Source organism: Morganella morganii H1r (assembly GCF_000633515.1).
In the GTDB taxonomy this organism is placed as follows: domain Bacteria; phylum Pseudomonadota; class Gammaproteobacteria; order Enterobacterales; family Enterobacteriaceae; genus Morganella; species Morganella morganii_B.
Map to the genome: position 1 here is coordinate 53783 of NZ_AYMP01000018.1, position 23194 is coordinate 76976.

Annotated in this window: 24 protein-coding genes and 1 riboswitch; of the genes, 5 read left to right on the plus strand and 19 right to left on the minus strand. The window is 51.3% G+C overall.

Annotation, left to right across the window (positions count from 1 at the left end):
• Position 1 precedes the first annotated feature (1 nt).
• The 4 genes from moaD to U868_RS0111435 form a co-directional block, all read right to left on the minus strand.
• Positions 2-247, minus strand: a complete 246-nt coding sequence (gene moaD, locus U868_RS0111420) for a molybdopterin synthase sulfur carrier subunit (protein ID WP_025153413.1) — start codon at positions 245-247, stop codon at positions 2-4.
• Entirely contained in the window at positions 244-723 is a 480-nt protein-coding gene (gene moaC, locus U868_RS0111425) for a cyclic pyranopterin monophosphate synthase MoaC (RefSeq protein ID WP_025153414.1), read from the minus strand. The genes moaD and moaC overlap by 4 nt, the downstream gene beginning before the upstream one ends.
• A gap of 25 nt (positions 724-748) precedes the next feature.
• Positions 749-1732: a GTP 3',8-cyclase MoaA gene (gene moaA, locus U868_RS0111430; protein WP_025153415.1), complete on the minus strand. Its 984-nt coding sequence runs from the start codon at positions 1730-1732 to the stop codon at positions 749-751.
• Positions 1720-1869: riboswitch (molybdenum cofactor riboswitch) on the minus strand. It overlaps the preceding gene by 13 nt.
• A gap of 286 nt (positions 1870-2155) precedes the next feature.
• On the minus strand, positions 2156-2698 hold the full coding sequence (locus tag U868_RS0111435) for a GNAT family N-acetyltransferase (protein WP_025153416.1): 543 nt from the start codon (positions 2696-2698) through the stop codon (positions 2156-2158).
• A gap of 256 nt (positions 2699-2954) precedes the next feature.
• On the opposite strand from U868_RS0111435, the gene U868_RS0111440 reads away from it, so the two are divergent.
• Entirely contained in the window at positions 2955-3863 is a 909-nt protein-coding gene (locus U868_RS0111440) for a gluconeogenesis factor YvcK family protein (RefSeq protein WP_025153417.1), read from the plus strand.
• 5 nt (positions 3864-3868) lie between these two features.
• Here U868_RS0111440 and uvrB read toward each other — a convergent pair whose 3' ends face one another.
• Positions 3869-5881 (minus strand): excinuclease ABC subunit UvrB, encoded by a 2013-nt coding sequence (uvrB, locus tag U868_RS0111445; protein WP_025153418.1) that lies wholly within the window; start codon positions 5879-5881, stop codon positions 3869-3871.
• Between the two features lie 27 nt (positions 5882-5908).
• Between uvrB and U868_RS25485 the strand changes: the two genes are divergently transcribed.
• Positions 5909-6061: a hypothetical protein gene (locus U868_RS25485; protein WP_153641938.1), complete on the plus strand. Its 153-nt coding sequence runs from the start codon at positions 5909-5911 to the stop codon at positions 6059-6061.
• Between the two features lie 349 nt (positions 6062-6410).
• Here the strand turns inward: U868_RS25485 and U868_RS25320 are convergent, their stop codons facing one another.
• From U868_RS25320 to bioB, 5 genes are read right to left on the minus strand one after another with little or no spacing between them, the layout of a single operon-like run.
• Positions 6411-6575, minus strand: coding sequence for a hypothetical protein (locus tag U868_RS25320; protein WP_240182715.1), 165 nt, complete (start codon positions 6573-6575; stop codon positions 6411-6413).
• A 19-nt stretch (positions 6576-6594) separates the two neighbouring features.
• Positions 6595-7278 (minus strand): dethiobiotin synthase, encoded by a 684-nt coding sequence (gene bioD, locus U868_RS0111460; RefSeq protein ID WP_025153419.1) that lies wholly within the window; start codon positions 7276-7278, stop codon positions 6595-6597.
• Complete coding sequence (gene bioC / locus U868_RS0111465; RefSeq protein WP_025153420.1) at positions 7265-8059, minus strand: malonyl-ACP O-methyltransferase BioC; 795 nt, start codon at positions 8057-8059, stop codon at positions 7265-7267. Before bioC ends, bioD begins: the two co-directional genes overlap by 14 nt.
• Positions 8025-9197: an 8-amino-7-oxononanoate synthase gene (bioF, locus tag U868_RS0111470; RefSeq protein WP_025153421.1), complete on the minus strand. Its 1173-nt coding sequence runs from the start codon at positions 9195-9197 to the stop codon at positions 8025-8027. Before bioF ends, bioC begins: the two co-directional genes overlap by 35 nt.
• Before the next feature lie 8 nt (positions 9198-9205).
• A complete protein-coding gene (bioB, locus tag U868_RS0111475; protein ID WP_025153422.1) occupies positions 9206-10243 on the minus strand; it encodes a biotin synthase BioB in 1038 nt (345 codons plus the stop codon).
• An 86-nt stretch (positions 10244-10329) separates the two neighbouring features.
• On the opposite strand from bioB, the gene bioA reads away from it, so the two are divergent.
• A complete protein-coding gene (gene bioA / locus U868_RS0111480; protein ID WP_025153423.1) occupies positions 10330-11634 on the plus strand; it encodes an adenosylmethionine--8-amino-7-oxononanoate transaminase in 1305 nt (434 codons plus the stop codon).
• Between the two features lie 176 nt (positions 11635-11810).
• Here bioA and pgl read toward each other — a convergent pair whose 3' ends face one another.
• Complete coding sequence (gene pgl / locus U868_RS0111485) at positions 11811-12800, minus strand: 6-phosphogluconolactonase (RefSeq protein ID WP_025153424.1); 990 nt, start codon at positions 12798-12800, stop codon at positions 11811-11813.
• A 222-nt stretch (positions 12801-13022) separates the two neighbouring features.
• Here pgl and U868_RS0111490 point away from each other — a divergent pair, with 222 nt between their 5' ends.
• Complete coding sequence (locus tag U868_RS0111490; RefSeq protein ID WP_025153425.1) at positions 13023-13844, plus strand: pyridoxal phosphatase; 822 nt, start codon at positions 13023-13025, stop codon at positions 13842-13844.
• A gap of 86 nt (positions 13845-13930) precedes the next feature.
• Here the strand turns inward: U868_RS0111490 and U868_RS0111495 are convergent, their stop codons facing one another.
• From U868_RS0111495 to U868_RS0111520, 6 genes are all read right to left on the minus strand, one after another.
• Entirely contained in the window at positions 13931-14287 is a 357-nt protein-coding gene (locus tag U868_RS0111495) for a hypothetical protein (RefSeq protein ID WP_025153426.1), read from the minus strand.
• A gap of 198 nt (positions 14288-14485) precedes the next feature.
• Positions 14486-15553, minus strand: a complete 1068-nt coding sequence (gene modC / locus U868_RS0111500; RefSeq protein WP_025153427.1) for a molybdenum ABC transporter ATP-binding protein ModC — start codon at positions 15551-15553, stop codon at positions 14486-14488.
• Positions 15547-16242, minus strand: a complete 696-nt coding sequence (gene modB / locus U868_RS0111505; protein WP_025153428.1) for a molybdate ABC transporter permease subunit — start codon at positions 16240-16242, stop codon at positions 15547-15549. The genes modC and modB overlap by 7 nt, the downstream gene beginning before the upstream one ends.
• A 23-nt stretch (positions 16243-16265) precedes the next feature.
• Complete coding sequence (modA, locus tag U868_RS0111510; RefSeq protein WP_025153429.1) at positions 16266-17036, minus strand: molybdate ABC transporter substrate-binding protein; 771 nt, start codon at positions 17034-17036, stop codon at positions 16266-16268.
• Between the two features lie 196 nt (positions 17037-17232).
• Positions 17233-17373 carry an AcrZ family multidrug efflux pump-associated protein gene (locus U868_RS24555; RefSeq protein WP_025153430.1) on the minus strand — a complete coding sequence of 47 codons (141 nt, stop codon included), beginning with the start codon at positions 17371-17373 and terminating at the stop codon, positions 17233-17235.
• Positions 17374-17498: 125 nt separating this feature from the next.
• Entirely contained in the window at positions 17499-18083 is a 585-nt protein-coding gene (locus tag U868_RS0111520) for a hypothetical protein (protein WP_025153431.1), read from the minus strand.
• Between the two features lie 201 nt (positions 18084-18284).
• Here U868_RS0111520 and modE point away from each other — a divergent pair, with 201 nt between their 5' ends.
• Positions 18285-19070: a molybdenum-dependent transcriptional regulator gene (gene modE / locus U868_RS0111525; RefSeq protein ID WP_025153432.1), complete on the plus strand. Its 786-nt coding sequence runs from the start codon at positions 18285-18287 to the stop codon at positions 19068-19070.
• 51 nt (positions 19071-19121) lie between these two features.
• On the opposite strand, the gene U868_RS0111530 is transcribed toward modE, so the two are convergent.
• Together U868_RS0111530 and U868_RS0111535 are read right to left on the minus strand one after the other, a co-directional pair.
• Positions 19122-21071 (minus strand): bifunctional 2',3'-cyclic-nucleotide 2'-phosphodiesterase/3'-nucleotidase, encoded by a 1950-nt coding sequence (locus U868_RS0111530; RefSeq protein WP_025153433.1) that lies wholly within the window; start codon positions 21069-21071, stop codon positions 19122-19124.
• 18 nt (positions 21072-21089) lie between these two features.
• Positions 21090-23027, minus strand: a complete 1938-nt coding sequence (locus tag U868_RS0111535) for a WG repeat-containing protein (RefSeq protein ID WP_162817227.1) — start codon at positions 23025-23027, stop codon at positions 21090-21092.
• Positions 23028-23194 lie beyond the last annotated feature (167 nt).

Consider the following 23194-nt stretch of genomic DNA (forward strand, 5'->3'; position numbering starts at 1 on the left):
TTCAGCCTCCGGTGACCGGCGGGAAGAACGCGACCTCGTCGCCGTCAGTCAGCGGCTGCGACAGCGGTACAAAAGACTGATTCACCGCACACAGCAGTTTGCCGGATTCCAGCGCCAGCGCCCAGCGCTCACCGCGCTCACATAATGCGGCCCGCAATTCGTCTGCGGAGGCATAATCACACGGCAGAGAAAGTTCATCGGTATTCACCAGCTCACGCACCTGCGCGAAAAACAGTACCTTAATCATGCGCCCGCCTTAAAATGTCCTGATTTCCCGCCGCTTTTTTCCAGTAAACGCACCGGGCCGATAACCATATCCTTCTGCACCGCTTTGCACATATCATAGATCGTCAGTGCAGCCACAGAAGCCGCTGTCAGGGCTTCCATTTCCACCCCGGTTTTACCGGTCAGGCGGCAGCAGGATTCAATACGCACACGGGACGTGTCCGGCTCCGCGCTCAGCTGAACCTCCACTTTGCTCAGCATCAGCGGGTGACACAGCGGGATCAGATCCCAGGTCCGTTTGGCGGCCTGAATACCGGCGACACGGGCTGTCGCAAAGACATCCCCTTTGTGATGGTTGCCGTCAATAATCATCTGTAAGGTTTTGGCATCCATGGTGATAAAGGCTTCGGCGCGCGCTTCGCGGACCGTTTCCTGTTTTCCGGACACATCCACCATGTTGGCTTCGCCCGCCGCATTAATATGGGTGAGTTGAGACATGTAAACTCCTGATATGACCGGCGGATCAGCCGCCGATAACGGATAAATTCGGGGTAATACCGCTGTCCCCCTGATGGAGGAAATGGGTTTCGCGTTTGTGCTGCAATGCGCGCTGAAGCCGAGCTTTCAGCTCGTCGTCGTGTCCGTCTTCCGCCAGCAGGTCACGCAGCGTGATCCCCTGCTCACCGAACAGGCACAGATGCAGATTACCGACCGCAGACACCCGCAGACGGTTACAGCTCTGACAGAAGTCTTTTTCATACGGCATGATCAGGCCGATTTCACCCTGATAATCCGGATGACTGAACACCTGTGCCGGGCCGTCACTGCGGGCACGTGCCACCTGCTGCCAGCCTGCCTGTAACAGACGGGCACGGATAACATTGCCGGAGATATGGAAACGGCGGAACACATCGCTGCCGTCACCGGTTTCCATCAGTTCGATAAAACGCAGCTGGATCGGGCGGTCTTTGATCCAGTTCAGAAATGCAGGCAGATGGATGTCATTGACATTCTTCATCAGCACCACATTCACTTTTACCTTCTCAAAACCGGCCTCAAACGCGGCATCGATACCACTCATCACCTGCATGAATTTATCCTGCCCGGTGATAGCGTGAAACTGGCGCGGGTCGAGACTGTCAACGCTGACATTCACCGCGCTCAGCCCGGCGGCGCGCCAGTCGCGGATATCCCGTGCCATGCGGTAACCGTTGGTGGTCACGGCAATGGTGCGGATATTCTCATTTTCGCGGATAGCGGCAACAATATCGGTAAAATCGCGGCGCATGGTCGGCTCGCCGCCGGTCAGACGGATTTTTTCCGTGCCCAGCTGAGCAAACGCGCGGGTCACCCGGCGGATTTCGCCGAGGGAAAGAAAGGATTTGTGTCCGTTTGGTTTATAACCATCAGGCAGACAATAGTTGCAACGGAAATTGCAAACGTCTGTCACGGAGAGGCGCAGATAGTAAAATTTGCGCGCAAAGGGATCTGTCAGTTGTTCAGTCATAACACCTTTCCAAATACGGGAGATGCGGACATTTCTATCCTGCACCCTGGTGGCACTCGTGAGTGTCACGGCCAGCTCACCCTATTTCCGGTTCTGACCTGAAACGTAGGTGTGAAGGCTAGGAGTTAATCGTTGTCATTAATGCTGTTAATAACCACGCTAAGTGAATTGATTCTAGCGTTGCCCTGCGGGAATTACCATGATAAATACGCTATATATCTTATTATACAACGAGTTACCGGGCTTCCGGGAAAAGAAACGGATACACCGGATAACGAAAATTTCACACAGTTTTTCAATTGATTAGCAAATCAATTATAGATCACTGAATAAATAATAAACAGAAAACCGCCGGAAACACGGCGGTTTGACAGGAAAATTATTTACCGCTTTCTTGATCTGACACAGGTATAGCAGGCCCGGTCAGTCCAGTGTAAGGTGATAGAAAATAACAGATTTGTGATTCATTCTCAGTGTCTCCTGCGGACGGAAGCCGTAACGCTCTGCCAGCCGGGCAGAGCGTTTATTCTCAGGAGCGATAATACACACGCATTCATTAATGCCGCGCACCTCTTTCAGCCAGTTCAGTATGGCTCCCAATGCTTCACCGGCATAGCCCTTACCGTGTGCCCGCTCTGCAAGCACCCAGCCGGCTTCCGGATAGTGGCTGATGTCTTTTTCCATTTCACGGTAAAAATCCGCAAAACCGATATCCCCGATATACTCTCCGGTGCTTTTCTCCCTGACCGCCCAGTAACCATAACCCAGCAGCGGCCACAATCCGAGATACGCCAGCATCCGCATCCAGCTATCGCGCGGTGTGGAAATCTGTCCTGCCATAATATGATGTGTCACTGCGGTATCCGACCACATGTCAGCCACTGCTGCATGATCTTCTCGGCGGTGGGCACTCAGGATCAGGCGTTCGGTTTCCAGTACCGGAATGGTACACGTCAGGTCATTCATGATGTTCTTCCTGTCACTTATTGATTTTTGTTATTCATGTTTATTTATGATGCTTTCAGTCACCGCATTCACTCATAGCATGACTTCCCCGCCGTTGCCATCTCTGAATCACACGTAAAAGTACGCAGCAAAAAGATAATTCACCTTTATGATTGACCGGAGTTTGATAAATCTCAGTATCGTGACGCGAAAAATTGGTTTTTATGATAGATTACCGCGCAAATAAATATGAAAACTCAGGGAATGCATAAACACTATGGGGAACCGCACACTCACGTCGCTGGAACATGTTGTTGCTTTAGGCGGAGGCCACGGGCTGGGACGGGTGATGTCCTGCCTGAACGGTCTGGGATCGCGGCTGACCGGCGTGGTCACCACCACGGATAACGGCGGCTCCACCGGCCGGATCCGCCGGGCGGAGGGCGGAATTGCCTGGGGGGATATGCGCAACTGTCTCAATCAGATGATCACGGAGCCGTCGATTGCCTCCACCATGTTTGAATACCGTTTCAGCGGTAACGGCGAACTGGCGGGACATAACCTCGGCAACCTGATGCTCAAGGCACTGGATCATATGAGTGTGCGCCCGCTGGATGCGATCAACCTGATCCGCAATATGCTGAAAGTCAAAGCCAAATTAATCCCGATGTCAGAAACACCGGTCGATCTGATGGCTATCGACAGTGAAGGTCATGAAGTGTACGGCGAAGTGAATGTCGATCAGCTGACCTGCCCGCCGCAGGAGTTGCAGCTCTCCCCGCCGGTGAAAACCACCAAAGAGGCGCTGGATGCCATCTGCCGTGCAGAACTGATTATTATCGGGCCGGGCAGTTTCTTTACCAGCCTGATGCCGCTGATGCTGCTGCCCGATTTCACCAAAGCGATTAATTTCAATCAGGCGCCGATGATTTACATTGAAAATCTCGGCAAAGAACTGAGCCCGGCGGCCGCGTCCCTCAGCCTGAGTGAAAAAATCGCCGTGATTGAAAAACGTATCGGCCGCAAACGGATAGATGCGGTGGTGTGCGCACCGCATATCAATACCGGCGACCTCGGCGACCGCCTGATTGTCAGAGAGATCCTCGAGGCACAGGATGTCCCGTACCGCCATGACCGCAGCCTGCTGCTGAATGCGCTGGATAAAACCATCGGCCTGCTGCCCTGATCCTGTCAGGAGTTGACAATAAACTGCTCACGCAGCCCCTGTAACTCATCCCGTACCGCTGCCGCCTGTTCAAATTCCAGATCCTGAGCGTGGCGGTACATCTGCGCTTCCAGTTCCTGAATTTTGACTTCCAGCTCTTTCGGCGACATGCGCTGATAATCGCTGCTTTTCGCAGCCGCTTTGCCTTTGCCTTTATTTTTCGCCCCGGCTGACGGCTGGCCGATTTTCAGGATATCGCCAATCTTTTTATTCAGCCCTTTCGGCACAATACCGTGTGCTTCGTTAAACGCCATCTGCTTCTCTCTGCGGCGTTCAGTTTCCTCAATAGCCCTCGCCATCGAGTCCGTAATTTTATCGCCGTAGAGAATCGCTTTACCGTGCAGGTTACGGGCAGCACGACCAATGGTCTGGATCAGAGAGCGTTCGGAACGCAGGAAGCCTTCTTTATCCGCATCCAGAATCGCCACCAGTGACACTTCCGGCATATCCAGCCCCTCACGCAGCAGGTTGATACCCACCAGCACATCAAACTCCCCGAGACGCAGGTCACGGATAATCTCCACCCGCTCCACAGTATCAATATCCGAGTGCAGATAACGCACCCGCTCGCCGTGCTCTTCCAGATATTCAGTGAGATCTTCCGCCATCCGTTTGGTCAGCGTGGTGACCAGCACGCGCTCATTTTTCTGTGCGCGGATGCGGATTTCAGACAGCAGATCATCCACCTGAGTGGTGACCGGACGCACTTCCACTTCCGGGTCAAGCAGCCCGGTCGGACGGACCACCTGTTCAACCACATCAGAGCCGGATTTCTCCGTTTCATATTTGCCCGGTGTGGCGGACACATAAATACTCTGCGGCGCGAGAGATTCAAACTCCTCAAAACGCAGCGGACGGTTATCCAGCGCGGACGGCAGACGGAAACCATATTCCACCAGCGTTTCTTTGCGCGAACGGTCGCCTTTGTACATCCCGCCGATTTGCGGAATAGTGACGTGGGATTCGTCGATCACCAGCAGGCCGTCCGCCGGCAGGTAATCAAACAGGGTCGGCGGGGATTCGCCGGATTTGCGTCCGGAGAGATAGCGCGAATAGTTTTCGATACCCGAGCAGTAACCCAGCTCATTCATCATTTCCAGATCAAACTGAGTACGCTGGGCAAGACGCTGCTCTTCCACCAGTTTGTTGTTGTCGATCAGGAATTTTCGCCGTTCCGCCAGCTCGGTTTTGATCCCTTCCATCGCCTCAAGAATACGCTCACGCGGCGTCACATAGTGGGTTTTCGGGTAAACAGTAAAACGCGGCACCTGATAATGGATATGGCCGGTCAGCGGATCAAACAGCGACAGGCGCTCCACCTCATCATCAAACAGTTCCACGCGCAGTGCGTAATCATCCGACTCCGCAGGGAAAATATCCACCACCTCACCGCGCACACGGAATGTACCGCGCTGAAAGGCCTGGTCGTTACGGGTGTACTGGAGATCAGAAAGCCGGTGCAGGATCGAGCGCTGATCGATAATCATCCCCTCGGTAAGGTGCAGCATCATCTTCAGATAGCTGTCCGGATCACCCAGCCCGTAGATAGCAGAAACGGAGGCCACCACCACCACATCCCGCCGTTCGAGCAGGGCTTTGGTGGCTGAGAGCCGCATCTGCTCAATATGTTCGTTTACCGAGGCATCCTTTTCGATAAAGGTGTCAGAGCTCGGCACATAGGCTTCCGGCTGATAATAGTCGTAGTAGGAGACAAAATATTCCACCGCGTTTTCCGGGAAGAAATCTTTAATCTCACTGTAAAGCTGGGCGGCAAGGGTTTTGTTCGGCGCCATGATCATGGTCGGGCGGTTCAGTGTGGCGATAACATTGGCAATAGTAAAGGTTTTCCCTGAGCCGGTTACCCCCAGCAGCGTCTGATGCGCCAGCCCGTCTTCCAGGCCCTCAACCAGTTTTGCAATGGCCTGCGGCTGGTCACCGGCCGGTTTAAAGTCAGAATGCAGTTTAAATAGTTTGCTCATGAGCCCCCCTGCGCGAATAGGGTCACTATGATACTGGATAAAAAACCAGCTTCAACCCCCGGCAGAAAAAATCCGTTATTTTGTGATTTTTTGCTTGCAAAACCGGGGAAAATTTTATTGGCTTTCCACAGTTATCCCCAAAAAAAAGCACTTGCAATTTTAAATTATGCTGAAATCTGACGCCCCTCTGACCAATTGCTATTTTTCACGCCGGAGGACCCTTGATTTTATTTATCTATTTGTTATTTATGTAAAAATCATAAAAGCCCGATTTTACAACAATGTCAGCGAAAGCCCCGTTCCTGCAAGGATGGCGTGAGTTTTCTAAAGTTAATACACAGGGTTATCCACAGGAATAGTGGATAACTTAATAAAGTCGTTTACCGGTGCATGGTTGCGTGACATTGCACAGTCATAAAATTGTCACTTTCTGCACAAAGAGAAAAAATAATTCAGGATTTTTTCCTGATAAAAAACACCCGGCCGGAAGATTTGCCGTGATCCCGGAACGATCCGGCCGGATACAGGATCAGTGCACGGAAACCGGCAATGAAAGATAGCCGGATAAGTCCTGATTCAGCGGATCCGGCAGATGCGGCAACACACCCGGGCACGGCGCCGGGATCAGGTTGTTCAGTGTCGCCAGATACGCCTGCTGATGCAGACCCGGCGGTGTGACCTCATCGGGCTTCACACCACGGCCGGGGGCAGGATCAGTGTGCGGAAACCGGCAGAGAAAGATAACCGGACAAGTCCTGATTCAGCGGATCCGGCAGATGCGGCAACACGCCCAGGCACGGCGCCGGGATCAGGTTGTTCAGTGTCGCCAGATACGCCTGCTGATGCAGACCCGGCGGTGTGACCTCATTAGCCACCCACCCGGCCAGGCTCAGCCCGGCCTGCTGTATCGCCGTCACGGTCAGTAACGCATGATTAATGCAGCCGAGTTTTACCCCGACCACGAGGATCACCGGCATCCGCATTTGTGCTGCCCAGTCCGCATAGGTCTGCGTGGCCGACAGCGGGGTAAACCATCCCCCCGCCCCTTCGGTCAGTACCCAGTCGGCCTGCTGATTTAAGGCATGCAGCCCGTCAGTCATCACCGCAAATTCCAGCGGGGTTTGTGTCAGTTCGCTGACAATGTGCGGCGACGTCGGCTCGGCAAAGGTATACGGGTTAACCTGTGCGTAACTGACCGGCGGCACGGTATGCCGCCACAATGCCAGCGCATCACTGTTACGCAGTCCCTCCGCTGTCATCTCACTGCCGGAGGCTACCGGTTTATACCCGGCACAGCGGAACCCGGCGTTGCGGGCGGTCTGCAGCAGGGCGCAGCTGACCACGGTTTTACCGGCATCCGTATCAGTGCCGGTTAAAAACCAGTTATTTTTCAACATGTATGACTCCGTACTGAATAAGATAGCTGAGCGGAAATACACCGTCTTCGGCGGGATAATGATTCGCCAGCTGAATGAGTTTATTGCGTGTCATCAGCCCGGCAGCACGCCCCTGGTGGACATGGGTGGCGCCAATTCCCTTGAGGGAGTGCAACAGCGCGGGCAGAGAGTCAAAGGAGAGCCGGTAACAAACGTCTGACAAGGTATGCCGGTAAGGCTGACAGGCAGCGGAAACCGCCTCACGGCTGAGAAAACCGTTGGCGTGACGGTTGCTGTCCACCCGGGCAAAAGCCTGATTCAGTTCATCCAGCGACCCGCTGAGCAGAGTGGAAAACGCCACCACCCCGCCGGGCCGGGTCACCCGCACCAGTCCGGCCAGCGCCTCTGCCAGCGAATCACACCATTGCACCGCAAGATTACTGAAACAGAAATCAAACCGGCTATCCGCAAAAGGCAGCTGTTCGATATCCCCCAATACATAACGGGTCGCCCGCTGCTGCGCCCGGGCGTGCACCAGCATGTCAGGGGAGAGATCAAACGCCGTCACACTGCGGCAATCTGCTTTCCACTGCTCACTGAAAAACCCGGTACCGCAGCCGGCATCCAGCCCGTGCAGTTCAGATAATAACGGCGCGGAAAGTGCCTGTGTGGTCAGTTGCCGCAAATGGTACCCGGTTTTTTGCTGGAGGTGCGCCACGGTGTCATAGTGTCCGGCTGCGCGCCCGAAAGCAGCGGCAACGGCGGCTTTATTCACCGGGACGGTAGTGACGGCAGAATGCATCCAGCGCCTCCGTAAGCTGTGTGATATCGTCGCGGTGATGAGCGCTGGTCAGCGTGATGCGCAGACGGGCGGTATTCGGCGGCACGGTCGGCGGGCGGATCGCTTTCACCCACAGGCCGCGCTCCTGTAAATAGTGCGACAGTGCCAGAGCAGCGCGGTTATCCCCCACAATCAGCGGCTGGATCGCCGAGGCGGACGGCAGTAATTGCAGTGGCAGATGCGCCACCCGCTCACGGAAGAAGCAGATATTTTCCGCCAGTGTGTCCCGCAGCCCGTCGCCGTGACGGATTTCCTGCACCGCCGCCTGAATGGCACACGCCTGTGCCGCCGGGAAGGTGGTGCTGTAGATAAGATGACGGGCATATTGCGTCAGATAATCTGCCGTCTGTGTATCGCACAGCACCGCTGCGCCGCTGACCCCGGCCGCTTTACCGAAGGTGACAATCTGAATATCAGGGCGAATCCCCGCCGCATCACAACTGCCCCGCCCTTCACGGCCGCAGACACCGATACCGTGCGCATCATCCGCCATCAGCCGGGCGTTATGCTGCCGGGTGAGCGGCAGGATCGCCGCCAGCGGCGCGGCATCCCCGTCCATACTGAAGATCCCTTCCGTGACCACCAGGGTTTTACCGGTACTGTTTTCTGTCCGGCCCAGCCGGGTACTGAGATGATCAGTATCATTATGATGAAAACGACTGAATTCAGCGGGTGAATGCATTGCCGCTTCCATAATGGAAGCGTGAGCGAGTTTGTCGCAGATAAGGTGATCACCGCGCTGCATCAGTGCGGTGATCACCGCCTGATTGGCACAGAAACCGGAGACAAATAAGATTGCGCGGTCAAACCCGAGCCACTCCGCCAACATCTGTTCCAGATCCCGGTGTGCCGCCGTATAGCCGGTGACATGACCGGATCCGCCGCTGCCCACGCCGTATTGTGTAGTGCCGTCACACCAGGCGCGGATCACCGCCGGGTGGCGGCTGAGGCCGAGATAATCATTGCCGGAGAAATTCACGGCACGTCTGCCGTTAATCAGGAGGGTACGCCCGTCCGCGCCGTCATTGGCGTCACGGCGGCGTACCGCATCCTGTTCCTGCGCCTGTTGCAGGCGCTCAGAAAGAAAAGTCTGCCACATGGTACGGCTCACAGGGCTGCGTTATAGAATTTTTCGTCATCGCTGTGGCTGATGGCATCCAGTAAAGAATCCGTCTCCTCATTGTCACCACGGGTAACATGGATGGCTTCGCGTTTGATCCCCAGCTTTTTAAACAGTGCGATATCGGTATTTTCTTCCGGGTTAGTCGTGGTGAGCAGTTTACAGCCGTAAAAAATGGAGTTCGCACCCGCCATAAAGCAAAGCGCCTGGGTCTGTTCATTCATCATTTCACGACCGGCGGAGAGGCGCACATGAGACGTTGGCATCATAATGCGGGCAACCGCGATGGTGCGGATGAAATCAAACGGATCAACCTCCTCATTATCCTCAAACGGCGTGCCTTTAATTTTTGCCAGCATATTGATCGGCACACTTTCCGGCGCTTTCGGCAGATTCGCCAGCTGCACCAGCATGGCCGCACGGTCACGCACCGCTTCACCCAGCCCTAAAATTCCGCCGGAACACACTTTGATCCCCGCATCCCGCACATTGTCGAGGGTGTCGAGCCTGTCCTGATAGGTCCGTGTGGTGACAATCGAGCCGTAAAATTCCGGTGAAGTATCGAGGTTGTGGTTGTAGTAATCCAGACCGGCTTTGGCAAGACGCTCCGCCTGTGAGCTGTTCAGCATACCAAGTGTCATGCAGGTTTCCATACCCAGCGCCCGCACTTCTTTCACCATGGTTTCCAGATACGGCATATCGCGCTCATGGGGATTCTTCCATGCCGCCCCCATACAGAACCGGGTCGAACCGGCTGCTCGCGCCTTACGCGCCGTTTCCACCACCTGCTGTACTTCCATCAGCCGCTCTTTTTCCAGCCCGGTTTTGTATCGCGCACTCTGCGCACAATATTTACAATCTTCCGGACACGCCCCGGTTTTGATGGAAAGCAGTGTGCTTATCTGCACCTGCTGCGGGTCAAAATGCTGGCGATGCAGGGTCTGAGCTTCATACAACAGTTCAAAAAACGGTTTTTCAAACAATGCATTGGCTTCTTTTAATGTCCACTGACGACCTTGACTCATAACTGTAACTCCCGATAAAAAAGTGTTGCCAGTTTAAATATCAGCATTATCATGTCAACTTTATTTGCATTTAAATGGTTTACATAATGACTTTTTCAGGGAATATTTCAGGTCACGCCTTTTCGGCTGATGATGCGGATTTTGACCGCCGCCACATCTGGCACCCTTATACATCAATGACTCAGCCGCTGCCGGTCTATCCGGTGGTATCGGCACACGGTGCGGTGCTGACACTCGCAGACGGCCGCGAACTGGTTGACGGTATGTCCTCGTGGTGGGCAGCTATCCATGGCTATAATCACCCGGTACTGAATGCGGCGGTGACTGAACAGCTGTCACAAATGTCACATGTAATGTTCGGCGGGATCACCCATCCGGCTGCCGTTGCACTGTGCCGGCGTCTGGTGGCAATCACGCCTGAGCCGCTGGAATGCGTGTTTCCTGCTGACTCCGGCTCGGTGGCAGTAGAAGTGGCGCTGAAAATGGCGCTGCAGTACTGGCAGGCACGCGGGGAAAAGCGTCACCGGATAATCACCCCGCGTCACGGCTACCACGGTGATACATTCGGTGCGATGTCAGTGTGTGATCCGCAAAACTCCATGCACTCACTCTGGCAGGGCTATCTGCCGGATCACCTGTTTGCCGATGCGCCGCAGTGCGGATTCGATGAGGAATGGCAGCCGGCGGATCTTCACTCCGTGGAAAGCCTGCTGGCACAGCATCATCATGAGGTCGCGGCGGTGATCCTGGAGCCGGTTGTCCAGGGTGCGGGCGGAATGCGTTTCTACCATCCGGAATATCTGAAAGGCGTAAGATCGCTGTGCGATCACTACAATGTCCTGCTGATTTGTGATGAGATCGCGACCGGATTCGGACGCACAGGAAAGCTGTTTGCCTGTGAACACGCTGGCATATCACCTGACATTATGTGTCTCGGCAAAGCGATTACCGGCGGTTACATGACACTCTCCGCCACCCTCACCACCCGCCAGATTGCCGACACCATCAGTCAGGGGGATGCAGGCTGCTTTATGCACGGCCCGACCTTTATGGGAAATCCGCTGGCCTGTGCCACGGCAGTGGCGAGTATTGATCTGCTGTTGTCCGGAGACTGGGCAGCACGGGTGAAGGCTATCGAAACACAGCTGAAAAGCGCCCTGCTGCCGCTGAAATCCCGCAGTGGCGTCCGCGATGCGCGGGTGCTCGGCACCATTGGTGTTATTGAAACGGAAGAGCCGGTCAATATGGCGGAACTGCAGCGCCGCTTTGTTGACGCCGGGGTGTGGATCCGCCCGTTCGGACGGCTGATTTACATTATGCCGCCATACATTATTACAGCGGTACAACTGGAAAAACTGACGCAGGCGATAGATAAGGTAACGGCAGGATAAAAAACAGGTGATAGCATCAGAACCGGTGAAGCGCTGATAACGGGTAAAAACGAAAAGCCGCTGTGAATACCTCCCTGTAAGCTCAGGCGCGTCATCCATGACGCGCATGCTTTTCGTTTCGCCTGCCCGTTATCGCTTATTACCTGACCGGCAAACTCTGTGTTGAAAAAAACAGATTACTTCAGCGTCAGCACTGTCACCCACATCGGGCCTTTTCCTGCCGGATAGCGGTTGATAAAATGCAGTTCGCCGGTAATCTCATCAATCCGGGAAACCGCCACATGGTGAGAAAGCTGTCCGGTTGAGATCAGGAAACGCCCGCTGTTATCCACCGCAAAACCGCGCGGCTGAGTTTCTGTCGGGTAACGTCCTGCCAGTTGCAGATGGCCGCCGTCATCCGACACCCGGTAGTGATTAATCATACTTGATGCCCGCTCGCAGGCGTAGAGGTGATGCCCGTCCGGTGTGATATGAATATCAGCTGCCCAGCGGCGTCCCTGATAATCATCCGCCATCATATCGACAGACTGAATTTCACGGACTTTCACCCATTCGCGATAAACATTGATGGTCGCATTTAATTCATTCAGGCAATACGCCACATGTTTTTCAGGATGAAATGCCATATGGCGCGGCCCGGCACCGGCAGCAACCGTCAGCATATCGGCATGGCGTTCAGTTAAGCGGCCGTCTTCCCCGATAGTGTAAGCGCGGATATGATCTTCCCCGAGGCACGGCACAAACAGTGTGCAGCCATCCTGTGCAATATTGGCGGAATGCGGATTTTTTAACCCTTCAATAACCTGTACAGCACGCTCAGGAAGACCATTATCGCGGATCGGCAGTACCGCCAGATTACCCTGATGATAAGACACGGCGTACAGTGTGCGCCCTGCTTTATCAAGCGTGATATAAGCGGCAGTGCCCGGGAGCGGCGTCAGGCCGGTTTGTGTGAGTTTGCCGTCTTCTGCGATTTTATAAGTCGCCACCGCATTGCCCGGTTTTACCGCAGCATAAAGATGACCGCCATCCGGCGCGGTGATCAGCGGCTGCACCTGATCAGGCGTTGAGACTGTCTGTAACAGTGACATTTCACCGTGTTCATTCATTTGCCAGACATGAATCTGATGACTTTCCGTACTGGCAACATAAACCACCTGCTTCATTCGCGCTCCTTAATATCATCACTTACCCGTTTGATTTTTAACAGGTAATGTAAGCATTTCTGTATAATAATACCGCACTTAGCGTTTATCGCGAAACAATTAACATGCTATATTATCAGTTATCTCCGCCCGGAATCAGTCAGGATGCCGTCAGGGTGTAATAATATTCCCTGATGCCCGCCGTTATTCCGGTTCTGACACTCATACAAGGGGCTCCCTGTTATGTCTTACCGCGTCCTCGCATTTGATCTCGATGGTACACTTCTCGATCCGGATAAACATATATTACAGGAGTCGCTGGATGCTATCCGCGAAGCCCGCCGTGCCGGGGTGCAGGTGCTGATTGTCACCGGCCGTCATCACGTTGCTATTCATCCGTTTTATCAGACATTGCAGCTGGATACACCGGCTATCTGCTGTAATGGTACCTATCTGTACGATTATCCGGGGAAAAAAGTGCTTTCCGCCGATCCGATGAGTGTCAGTGAATCCCGTCAGCTGCTTGAACGTCTGGCACAAACGGATATTGAACATCTGATGTATATCTCCGATGCCATGCTGTATCACACTGACAGCAGCACTATTGAGCGGACCCTGAACTGGTCAGCTTCTCTGCCGGCGCACCAGCGTCCGGTGATGCGCAAAGTGGACAACTTCCTTGATGAGGTTGATCGCGCTGACACTATCTGGAAATTCGCCACCTGCTCAGATGACCTGAATAAACTGCGCGAATTCACCGATGCCGTGGAAGCGGATATGGGGCTGTCCTGCGAGTGGTCGTGGATAAACCAGGTGGATATCGCCCGCAAAGGTAACAGCAAAGGCCGCCGCTTGCAGGAATGGGTGGAATCTCAGGGAATGTCGATGAAAGATGTGATGGCATTTGGTGATAACCATAATGATATCAGCATGCTTTCTGCCGCCGGTCTCGGTGTGGCAATGGGCAATGCAGCAGACGAAGTCAAAGCACACGCTGATCTGATTATCCGGGATAATACACAGCCGGGTATTGCGCAGGCGATCCGCCGTCATATTCTCAGCTGATCAATACCGTGTTCTGAACTATAAAAAATGCCTTTTAATAAAGGCATTTTTTTAATTATTTCCCGCTGACCCGCAAATAAATTTAGTTATTTATACTTATCAAAATTCCAGTTATTTTTAGGTTTTTCTGCCGGATTCTGATTCGGGAATTTTGCATTTTCGACGATCAGCAGTAATTTGGATCCGTCATAGGTATAGCCACCCTCAGAATACTGATACGGGAAACTTTCCGTTGCCACCACTTTATATCCCATACTGAGCAGCTCCGGGATACGTATTCCGCCCTGCGAGCCGTCAGTGGTGCCGATACACCAGACTTTTAAGTTTTCGATTTCAACGTCTTTGACTTTTTTCAGATAGGTGTAACACATCACCTGATTTGCCGCCAGCGCCTGACCGCCGGAGAAAATACCCAGTAATAAAAAGAGTAATGCTTTTTTCATTTTATCCCTCTGACTCAGTGGTTTTTTATGCAATAACGCACGTCTTACACTTGTTTCCGTGTGCGGAGAATATTCTGTGATAATTCGGCAGGATCAGTGATGCACCGGCGTTAATATATATCGCCGGTGTGTCAGAAGGGCAATCGGAATAATATGAATGCCCGCTTTATTAATGAAAAATACGTATATTCAGGCAGGTTATAATTCGCGGCTCAGTGACACACTTTTTACCTGTGCATACACCCACAGTCCGGGTTTCAGCTGCAAATCATCCCGCGCCCAGCCGGTAATCCGTGCCCAGAGAAAATGATTGCCGACTGCCAGCCGCACATCTGTCTGACCGTTGTCGTCATCATACATTTCCGTGATTTTTGCCCGTAATATATTGCGGATACTGCTGCTTTTCGGTTTTTCCAGCACGATTGACACATCATCCGCACTGACACGCACACGCACCGGTGTATCAGACTCACCGGTAATACGCGGTATCCACAGCACCTGGTCGCTGATAGCGGCAGCAGTCATGGCATAGCGGTCGTGATGCTTAAGCACCGTGACATTTAACACGCTTGAGAGGCTTTCCTGTGTCAGCCACGGCCGCAGTGCTGCACTTGCCCACACCTCTTCCAGCGGCCCTTGTGCCAGAATGCGTCCTTTTTCCAGAATTACCACATCTTCCGCCAGCCGCAGGATTTCATCCAGGCTGTGACTGACATACAGGATCGGAATACTGATATCCTGTGCCATCTTTTCCAGATACGGCAGCAGTTCGCGTTTACGCGGCAGATCCAGCGAGGCCAGCGGTTCATCCATCAGCAGGATATCCGGTGCGGTCAGCAATGCGCGGCCAATCGCCACCCGCTGCTTCTCCCCGCCGGAAAGCGTCATCGGCAGCCGGTTCAGCAGATGTCCGATACCCAGCAACGCCACAATGCTGTCAAACTGATCTTCCATTTCCCGCGCCATACCGTAGCGCAGATTGCCTCTAATCCGGTAATGGGGAAACAGGCGCGCATCCTGGAAGACATAGCCGATTTTGCGTTTTTCCGGTGGCAGACAGATGCGTTTTTCAATATTCACAAGTGTGTGCCCGTTAAGCTCAATCCGCCCCTTCTGTGGTTTTGTCAGCCCGCCGATCACATTAATAAAAGAGGTTTTCCCTGCCCCGGAGAGCCCGAAGACAGCGGTAATACGGTCACTGGCCAGTTCGGTGTTGATTACCATCGATAAATCACCGAGCTGCTGTTCAAAATCAAGCACTAACATGCGGCAACCCCCAGGCGTTTACGTCCCCAGCGGGTCAGCCATTCCGAAGCCAGCAGTGACGCCAGTGCCAGAACAATGGCGATAATACAGAGCCGTGCTGCGTCCATTTCGGCGCCCGGAGTTTCAAGCAGGGAGTACATCGCCAGCGGAATAGTCCGGGTTTCCCCCGGGATATTGGAAACAAAGGTGATTGTCGCGCCGAATTCCCCCAGCGAACGGGCAAAGGCCAGCACTGTGCCGACAATAATACCCGGCAGCGACAACGGCAGTGTGATAGTAAAAAAGACCCGCAGCGGAGAGGCACCGAGTGTCCGTGCCGCCTGCTCCAGACGCATATCCACCGCTTCCAGCGCCAGGCGGATAGCCCGCACCATCAGCGGAAAAGCCACCACTGCCGCAGCCAGCGCGGCACCACGCCAGCTGAAGGTAAAACTGAAACCGAACCAGTTATAGAGCCATTCACCGATAAAACCTTTGCGGCCCATACTGATAAGAAGGAGATAACCCACTACCACCGGCGGTAACACCAGTGGTAAGTGGATAAGACTGTCCAGCAGCGACTTGCCCGGAAAACGGCAGCGCACCAGTACCCATGCCATCAGTATGCCGAACGGCAGACTGGCTGCCACGGCGACTGTTGATACTTTCAGGCTGAGGATAACCGCCTGCCATTCATACTCATTCAACATCGCTGTCTGTTAGTCCTTATTTATTACATAGGGCTGAAACCGTAACGTTTGAAGATCGCTTTCGCTTCCGGTGTCTGCAGATAATCGTAGAAACCTTTTACATCGGCATTATTGTGATCTTTCAGGATTGCAATCGGATATTCAACCGGTTTATGCGTATCAGCCGGGAAAATACCGACTACTTTTACTTTATCACTGGCAACCGCATCAGAACCGTATACGATACCCAGCGGAGCTTCACCGCGCTCCACCAGCGCCATGCCACTGCGCACATTATTGGTACGGGCCAGCATCGGGTCAACAACTTTCCAGGCACCCAGGTTTTCCAGTGCTTCCTGCGCATAAATACCGACCGGCACATGATCAGGATCACCGACAGCCAGACGACCGCCATCCAGTAATTTAACCCAATCAGTCTGCTTATTAATATCTATTTTATCAATCTTACTGTCTTTCGCGGCAATCAGCACCAGCTCATTACCCAGCAGGGTTTTACGGGTATCATTAACGATCAGGTTTTTCTCCTGAGCGTAGTCCATCCATTTCTGGTCAGCAGAAATAAAGATATCTGCCGGAGCACCATTTTCAATCTGACGGGCCAGCGTGGAAGAAGACGCATAAGACGCGACCACTTCACCTTTTTTCTCCTGCTTATATTTTGCCGAGATTTCATCGACCGCATTTGTCAGTGATGCCGCCGCAAATACGGTCACTTTTTCAGCGGCCCATGCCTGACCCATGACAGCAGCAGAGATAACAACACCGGCCAATAACTTACTGAACTGTTTTTTCATTTTTTCCACCAGGATAGATTAGGATTAACCCGTTGTATATAACAAGATACAGCGAAAAATGAAAGGAGGTTTATCCCACTATCGTCAGTTAATCGGAAAACACGATAAAATGAGGGAAATTACATCGGGAGTGAGCGGGAAAACAGAAGCAAAAACGGATTACCCGCAGACGCAGGTAACCCTGAATACGGCAGAATCAGTGCTGCTTTTCGTGGTGCTCGCCTTTTGAAATCAGATTGAAAATTTCACCTAATCCCCAGATCAGAGCCGCCAGACCTGTCATTACAACAGGCACCATTAACAGTGCGAAACCTAAACTTTTAACTAACTCAAACATAGCACTTAATCTCTTTATATCAGGCGAAAAGGATATTCAGCGTGACTATCATAACGTCATAATGCCCGTTATTCTATATAAATCATACCACAGAAAGCATAGCGATTCGTGCGGTCAGCCGGTGGTCAGGTCTGCATAAAATAAACAACAGCCACAATCACTGCCGCCAGGATGAGAAAACCGACCACCTTTCCGGCACCGCCCGGTTTTTCGACAATATTACCGCCGCTCATTGTCCTGATATCCGCAGAATACGCGGCCGGGCTTCCGGCCTCTTCATCATTATCTTCGTTATCTTCGTTGTAAAGTATCTGAAGATAGGTCAGCAGGGTTTTCAGGGCATCACTGTCCAGCACAATTGTTTCGTCATCCCCGGCAACAATGTACAACGTATAATTTATTTGCGCAGTCATCGTCAGCAAAAACGCCCCCGGTAATTCCGCATAGTCACGTTCCCCGGCGTTCATCTGCTCCGCCACGTCCAGCGGTGGTTCATTACTGCCGTCATCACGCATGTAAGCAAGCAGTACAGGCTCTTTATCATCTTCCCCCTGACAAAATGCCAGTCCCACTTTACCGCCGCCTGCCTGTCCCTGCGATTCCACCCAGAATGATTGCATTGCCAGTGAACGGGTAAACTCCTCCGTCTCAGGACCGTTGTCCGGATTATCCCTGACAGCCCGGTAAAGGCTGAATAAGATATTTTCCATGATATAAATTCTCTGTTTAATAAATCATAGCCATACCATACCTGCTTTTATCAGGTTCATGAATTTTTAAGTAAAATTAAACCGCCATATTGGCAGATGAAAAAAAAACGCAGTTTGCTACACTAACCGGAAAGCCAAGCCGCACCGGGCGGAGAAACTGCACCGGTGATTCTGTCTGATTACTATACGGGGTATTTTCCGTTGGATATTTTATTAACACTAAAATCAGAAGGTCATTTATTTGCCGATCCGCGGCGGATTTCCTTACTCAAGCAGGTCAGAGCCACCGGCTCCATCAGCCAGGGGGCAAAGCTGGCCGGTATCAGTTACAAAAGTGCCTGGGATGCCATCAATGAGATGAACCAGCTTGCCGAGGAAACGATTGTTGACCGGGCCACCGGCGGCAAAGGCGGCGGCGGTGCGACACTCACGCGCTATGGTGAGCGCTTACTTCAGCTTTATGATCTGCTGGCACAAATCCAGCAGAAAGCCTTTGATGTCCTCAAAGAGGACTCACTGCCGCTCGACAGCCTGCTGGCGGCCATCTCCCGCTTCTCCCTGCAGACCAGCGCCCGCAACCAGTTCTTCGGCACGATTATGTCGCGCGACCATACCCATGTGCAGCAGCATGTGAATGTCCTGCTGGCGGATAAAAAAACCGAACTTGCCGTTGCCCTGACAGAGCAGAGTGCCAACCGGCTGGGGTTATCTGTCGGTAAAGAAGTACTTACTCTGATTAAAGCGCCGTGGGTGAAAATCAGTAAATCCGCCGGAAACAGCACGGATTATGATAATCACCTGAGCGGACGCATCTGTTCCGTTGCCAGAGGCGCGGAGAACAGTGAAGTGATGGTGACGCTGACCGGCGGGGCACAGTTATGCGCTACCGTGGATAATCAGGATGCTGACAGGCAGCAGCTGAAAGAAGGTGATGAGGTCACCGCGCTGTTTAACGCCGACCAGGTGATTATTGCCACATTGTGCTGATAAAAATGATGATAAAAGCCGCCACTGACGGCGGCTTTCGTGAGTAACTGCTTACTTCGCTGTTAAATCAACCTGATAAACCGCAAATCCCACATCATCCGTGCCCACCCGGGTCATCGGATAATGCGCGTTCTCTTTAATAAACTGCGTGGCTTTATCACCCGGCGAGGTTTCAAAGCGGATATCTAATTTTTTATCCGTTTTCACCGGCACAAACGTCCAGTTTTGCTCAGCCAGTGCCGATACCGCACCTTTTGCTTTGGTTTCTGCTGCAATATAACCTGCCAGCACACTGCGGTTTTCATCCGGTGACGCAAACGCGATATGTTTGTCACCGGTCCCGGCAAATTTTCCGCCGTAAGCGCGGTAATTATTGGTGGCGATCAGGAAAACGGCTTTCGGATCAATCGGTTTACCCTGATACGTCACATTTTTGATGCGGTTGGCCTGCGGATTGACCGTCTGACAGTCCGCATCATATTTTGCCGGTTGGGTCAGGTCTATCTGATAATTGACCCCGGAAATGGTATCGAAATTATAGGTTCTGAACCCATCCCAGTTGACCAGGCTTTGCGGTGCCTCTGACTGCGGGTTAATCTGATTAAACATCCCGGCGGAGCATTCCAGCCATTCGGTCACTTCCGCCCCGGTCGCTTTCACCACCACCAGCGTATTCGGGTAAAGATAGAGATCCGCCGCGTTGCGGAATGTCATATCCCCTTTTTCCACCTCGACAAAATCCGCCGGGGCATTTTTACGTCCGCCCGCTTTAAACGGCGCGGCGGCTGACAACACCGGTAAATCCGCCAGATCCGGATCACCCTGAATAAAGCGGCGGGTATAATCCGTCTGTGCATTATTCACAATCTGAACCGTCGGGTCGCTCTGCAACAGCGCGAGGTAGCTGTACATATTATCCGGTGATTTGCCAATCAGCTTGCCGACAAAGGCCCGGGTCGCATTGTGCTGTTCATCAATCACAGCGGCCAGCTTGTCATCCCGTGCCACCAGCGGCTTTTTATTGACTTTGTCATAAACCGGACGCGCCTGTGCTTTGGCGTCCGTCACTTTCCATGTACCGTCATCATTATTCAGCACCAGATCCACCACGCCGAGGTGATCTCCCCACTGTCCGGGCATCACTGCCGGAATACCGTTAACGGTTCCCTGTTCAATATTAACGCCTTTGATATCCGCGAAATCTTTACCCGGAAATACGCCGTGCGAGTGGCCGAACATAATGGCATTAATCCCCGGGACTTCACTGAGATAATACACCGAGTTCTCTGCCATCGCTTTATACGGCTCCTGAGAAAAACCGGAGTGCGGAATAGCGACAATTAAATCTGCACCTTCTGCTTTCATTTGAGGTACAAATTTTTTCGCGGTTTCCGTAATATCATTGACGCGGACTTTTCCTTCCAGATTGGCTTTATCCCAGATAAGGATCTGCGGCGGTACAAAACCGATATAGCCGATTTTAATCACATGCTCTTTGTCGTCGCGATCTTTTACCGGGGTATCGACGATAATATAAGGCGTAAACAGATTCTTACCGGTTTTTTCATCAATAATATTGGCATTTACATACGGGAAATCCGCACCGGCAATGGCTTTTTGCAGATAATCCAGGCCAAAGTTAAATTCATGGTTACCGAAATTTCCGACGGTATAGCCCATGGTATTCATTAATTTGTGTGCCGGATGTGCCTCGCCGTCATTCAGTCCTTTGCTGACCATATAATCGGCCAGCGGGCTGCCCTGAATTAAATCCCCGTTATCCACTAATACAGCATTGGTGACTTCACCTTTTGCCGCTTTGATTAAACCGGCGGTACGAACCAGACCAAACTGATCTGTCGGTTTGTCTTTGAAATAATCAAAATCAATTAAATTACTGTGAATATCCGAGGTTTCCATCACCCTCAGATCCACCGTTGCAGCATTGACCGTTCCGCTGACCAGTAATACCAGTACCGAATATTGTAATCCTGTTCTCACTCTGACCCCCTCTTCCGGTTAATGTTCTGCTGCTGTTATTTTGTCTCTTTTCACACCGTTTGCGTCCAGTAATTCCTGCATGGTGTAATGCTTATCATCAATACTGTAAGATATCCGTCCGTTCATGGATGACATGGCAGTATGACGGCTGTATTTAAACGGAATAACCACGTCACCCTGTTTATTAATCACACCCCAGTGATCATTTTTTCTCACCAGAGCATAACCATTATCAAAATCACGGGCTTCCTGATAATCCGGAGCGACTACTTCATTTCCTTTTATGTCAGCAAACCCGTATAAATTATCTCTCTCTGTCTTTATCATCTCATTACTGATTTCACCGGCTTTATCATAGCCTTTTAATGTCAGGCGGATTGTTGCATCCTCATTAATAAAATAGATTTTTTTATCTTCTGTTGCTATATCATCCGTAAAGATACTGTTTCTGATTTTTATTGTATTGTCTCCGCCTTTTTCCAGCCGGTAATCAGACACAGGAAGAATTTCCTCACCTTTATCATTCAGGACATGTGTTCCTTTGCTGTCTTCATAATAGAAAAACTCAAAACTGCCATCATGACTATTAACGATGTCCGCTTCCGTATGTTTACCGGAAATGACTATCGGTTCAGCATAATTAACATTAAATATCAGAATATTATTACCATCAGAGACAACAAACGCATCATCAGATAAACTGTATACCCGATTGACACGCATAATATAATCCAGCTTTTTATTTGCTGTATCCAGTTTATGAATCTGATAGTACGTTGATTCATACTCTTCGCCGTCATTGTCATCTTTTTTATTCTCAGTATGGCGGGTAAAGAAATAACCGTTCCCCACACTGTACACGCCCTCTTTACCATGATTAATCATCTCATTACCGTTTTGATCGATGATATAATAGGTTTGTGTCTTCTCATCTTCAATGACCGGATAGAGACTGGTATAACGAGGCGTCAGTATAATATCCCGTTCTTCACGTTCCCGCTTATTTGCAGTGTAAACAGTCACTGATTCCGGCGTACCATAGTAGGTACATTCAACCAGATAAGTTGCCGGTTCACCGGTTTCCTGTTCAAACTGCTCATAATAACCGGCAACTCTTTTTATTAATTCATCTTTATTCTTGCCATATTTTTCAGCCGCTTTTGCTGTGCCATTAATAAAGCGTTCCATTTTTTCAATATGGCCGACCTCCCCTCTTGAACAGGAAGATGATGATAATATCTTACCCTTTTTATCAGTAACATTTTCGCTGACAATATTCAGCTCACCATCCAGCGAATATTTCAGATAATTTTTGTCTTTTTTTGCCAGCGTTAATTTATAGTTATCTTGTGAAATCTCCGGATTATCCGGCGTGAGATGATAACGGCCAAGGTCACTGATGTACCGGAATGTAACATTGGCATCAATACTTTTAACGGTTTTCTGTGTATTTAAACTTATATTATTATCTGCATTGGTGACTTTTATATCTTTTATTTCTTCAATGCCATCCATATAGGTGATCTTTTTAATTTTCACCACAAGTTGTTTTTCTGTCGGCACGACAGGAATGACAAAATCAAGAGTGGAATAGCCATGTTCTATATTCTGAACAAATGTTATTTCCTTAAGTGCTTTATTAAATTTATTCTTATATTCTTCAGGTGTAAGAACAAAAAATGCATTTTCGTATTCTTCATCCTCAGATAAAACCGTTTTCCGCTGGCTATAGAGCTCATCTTTTCCTCTTATCCCGAGAAAAAAATCAAACTGATCTTTCTGTGCCTGTATTTTTTTTACTGCTTCTTCCGGCGTCAGGTCGTTAAACTCTTTTGTTATATAATTCAGGGTTTCCTGTGACGGCTCCGGTAATTTTTCCTCATATCCGGAAAACCAGTATGTCATTCCCGCCGCAATAACCAACAGCGCGGGTATTGCAATAACCTTTTTTTTCATCAGCATATCCCTTTCGTATGATTTCCGTGATGCCGTGATTTCTGTACCAAAAAGTATAACAAAAACAGCAGACTGAATAATGGCGTTTCTGTGAAGCAGATCTTCTTTTCATGATACGAAATGTAACACCGTGACCATATCTTGACATCCCCGGCGGTTCCGCTTAT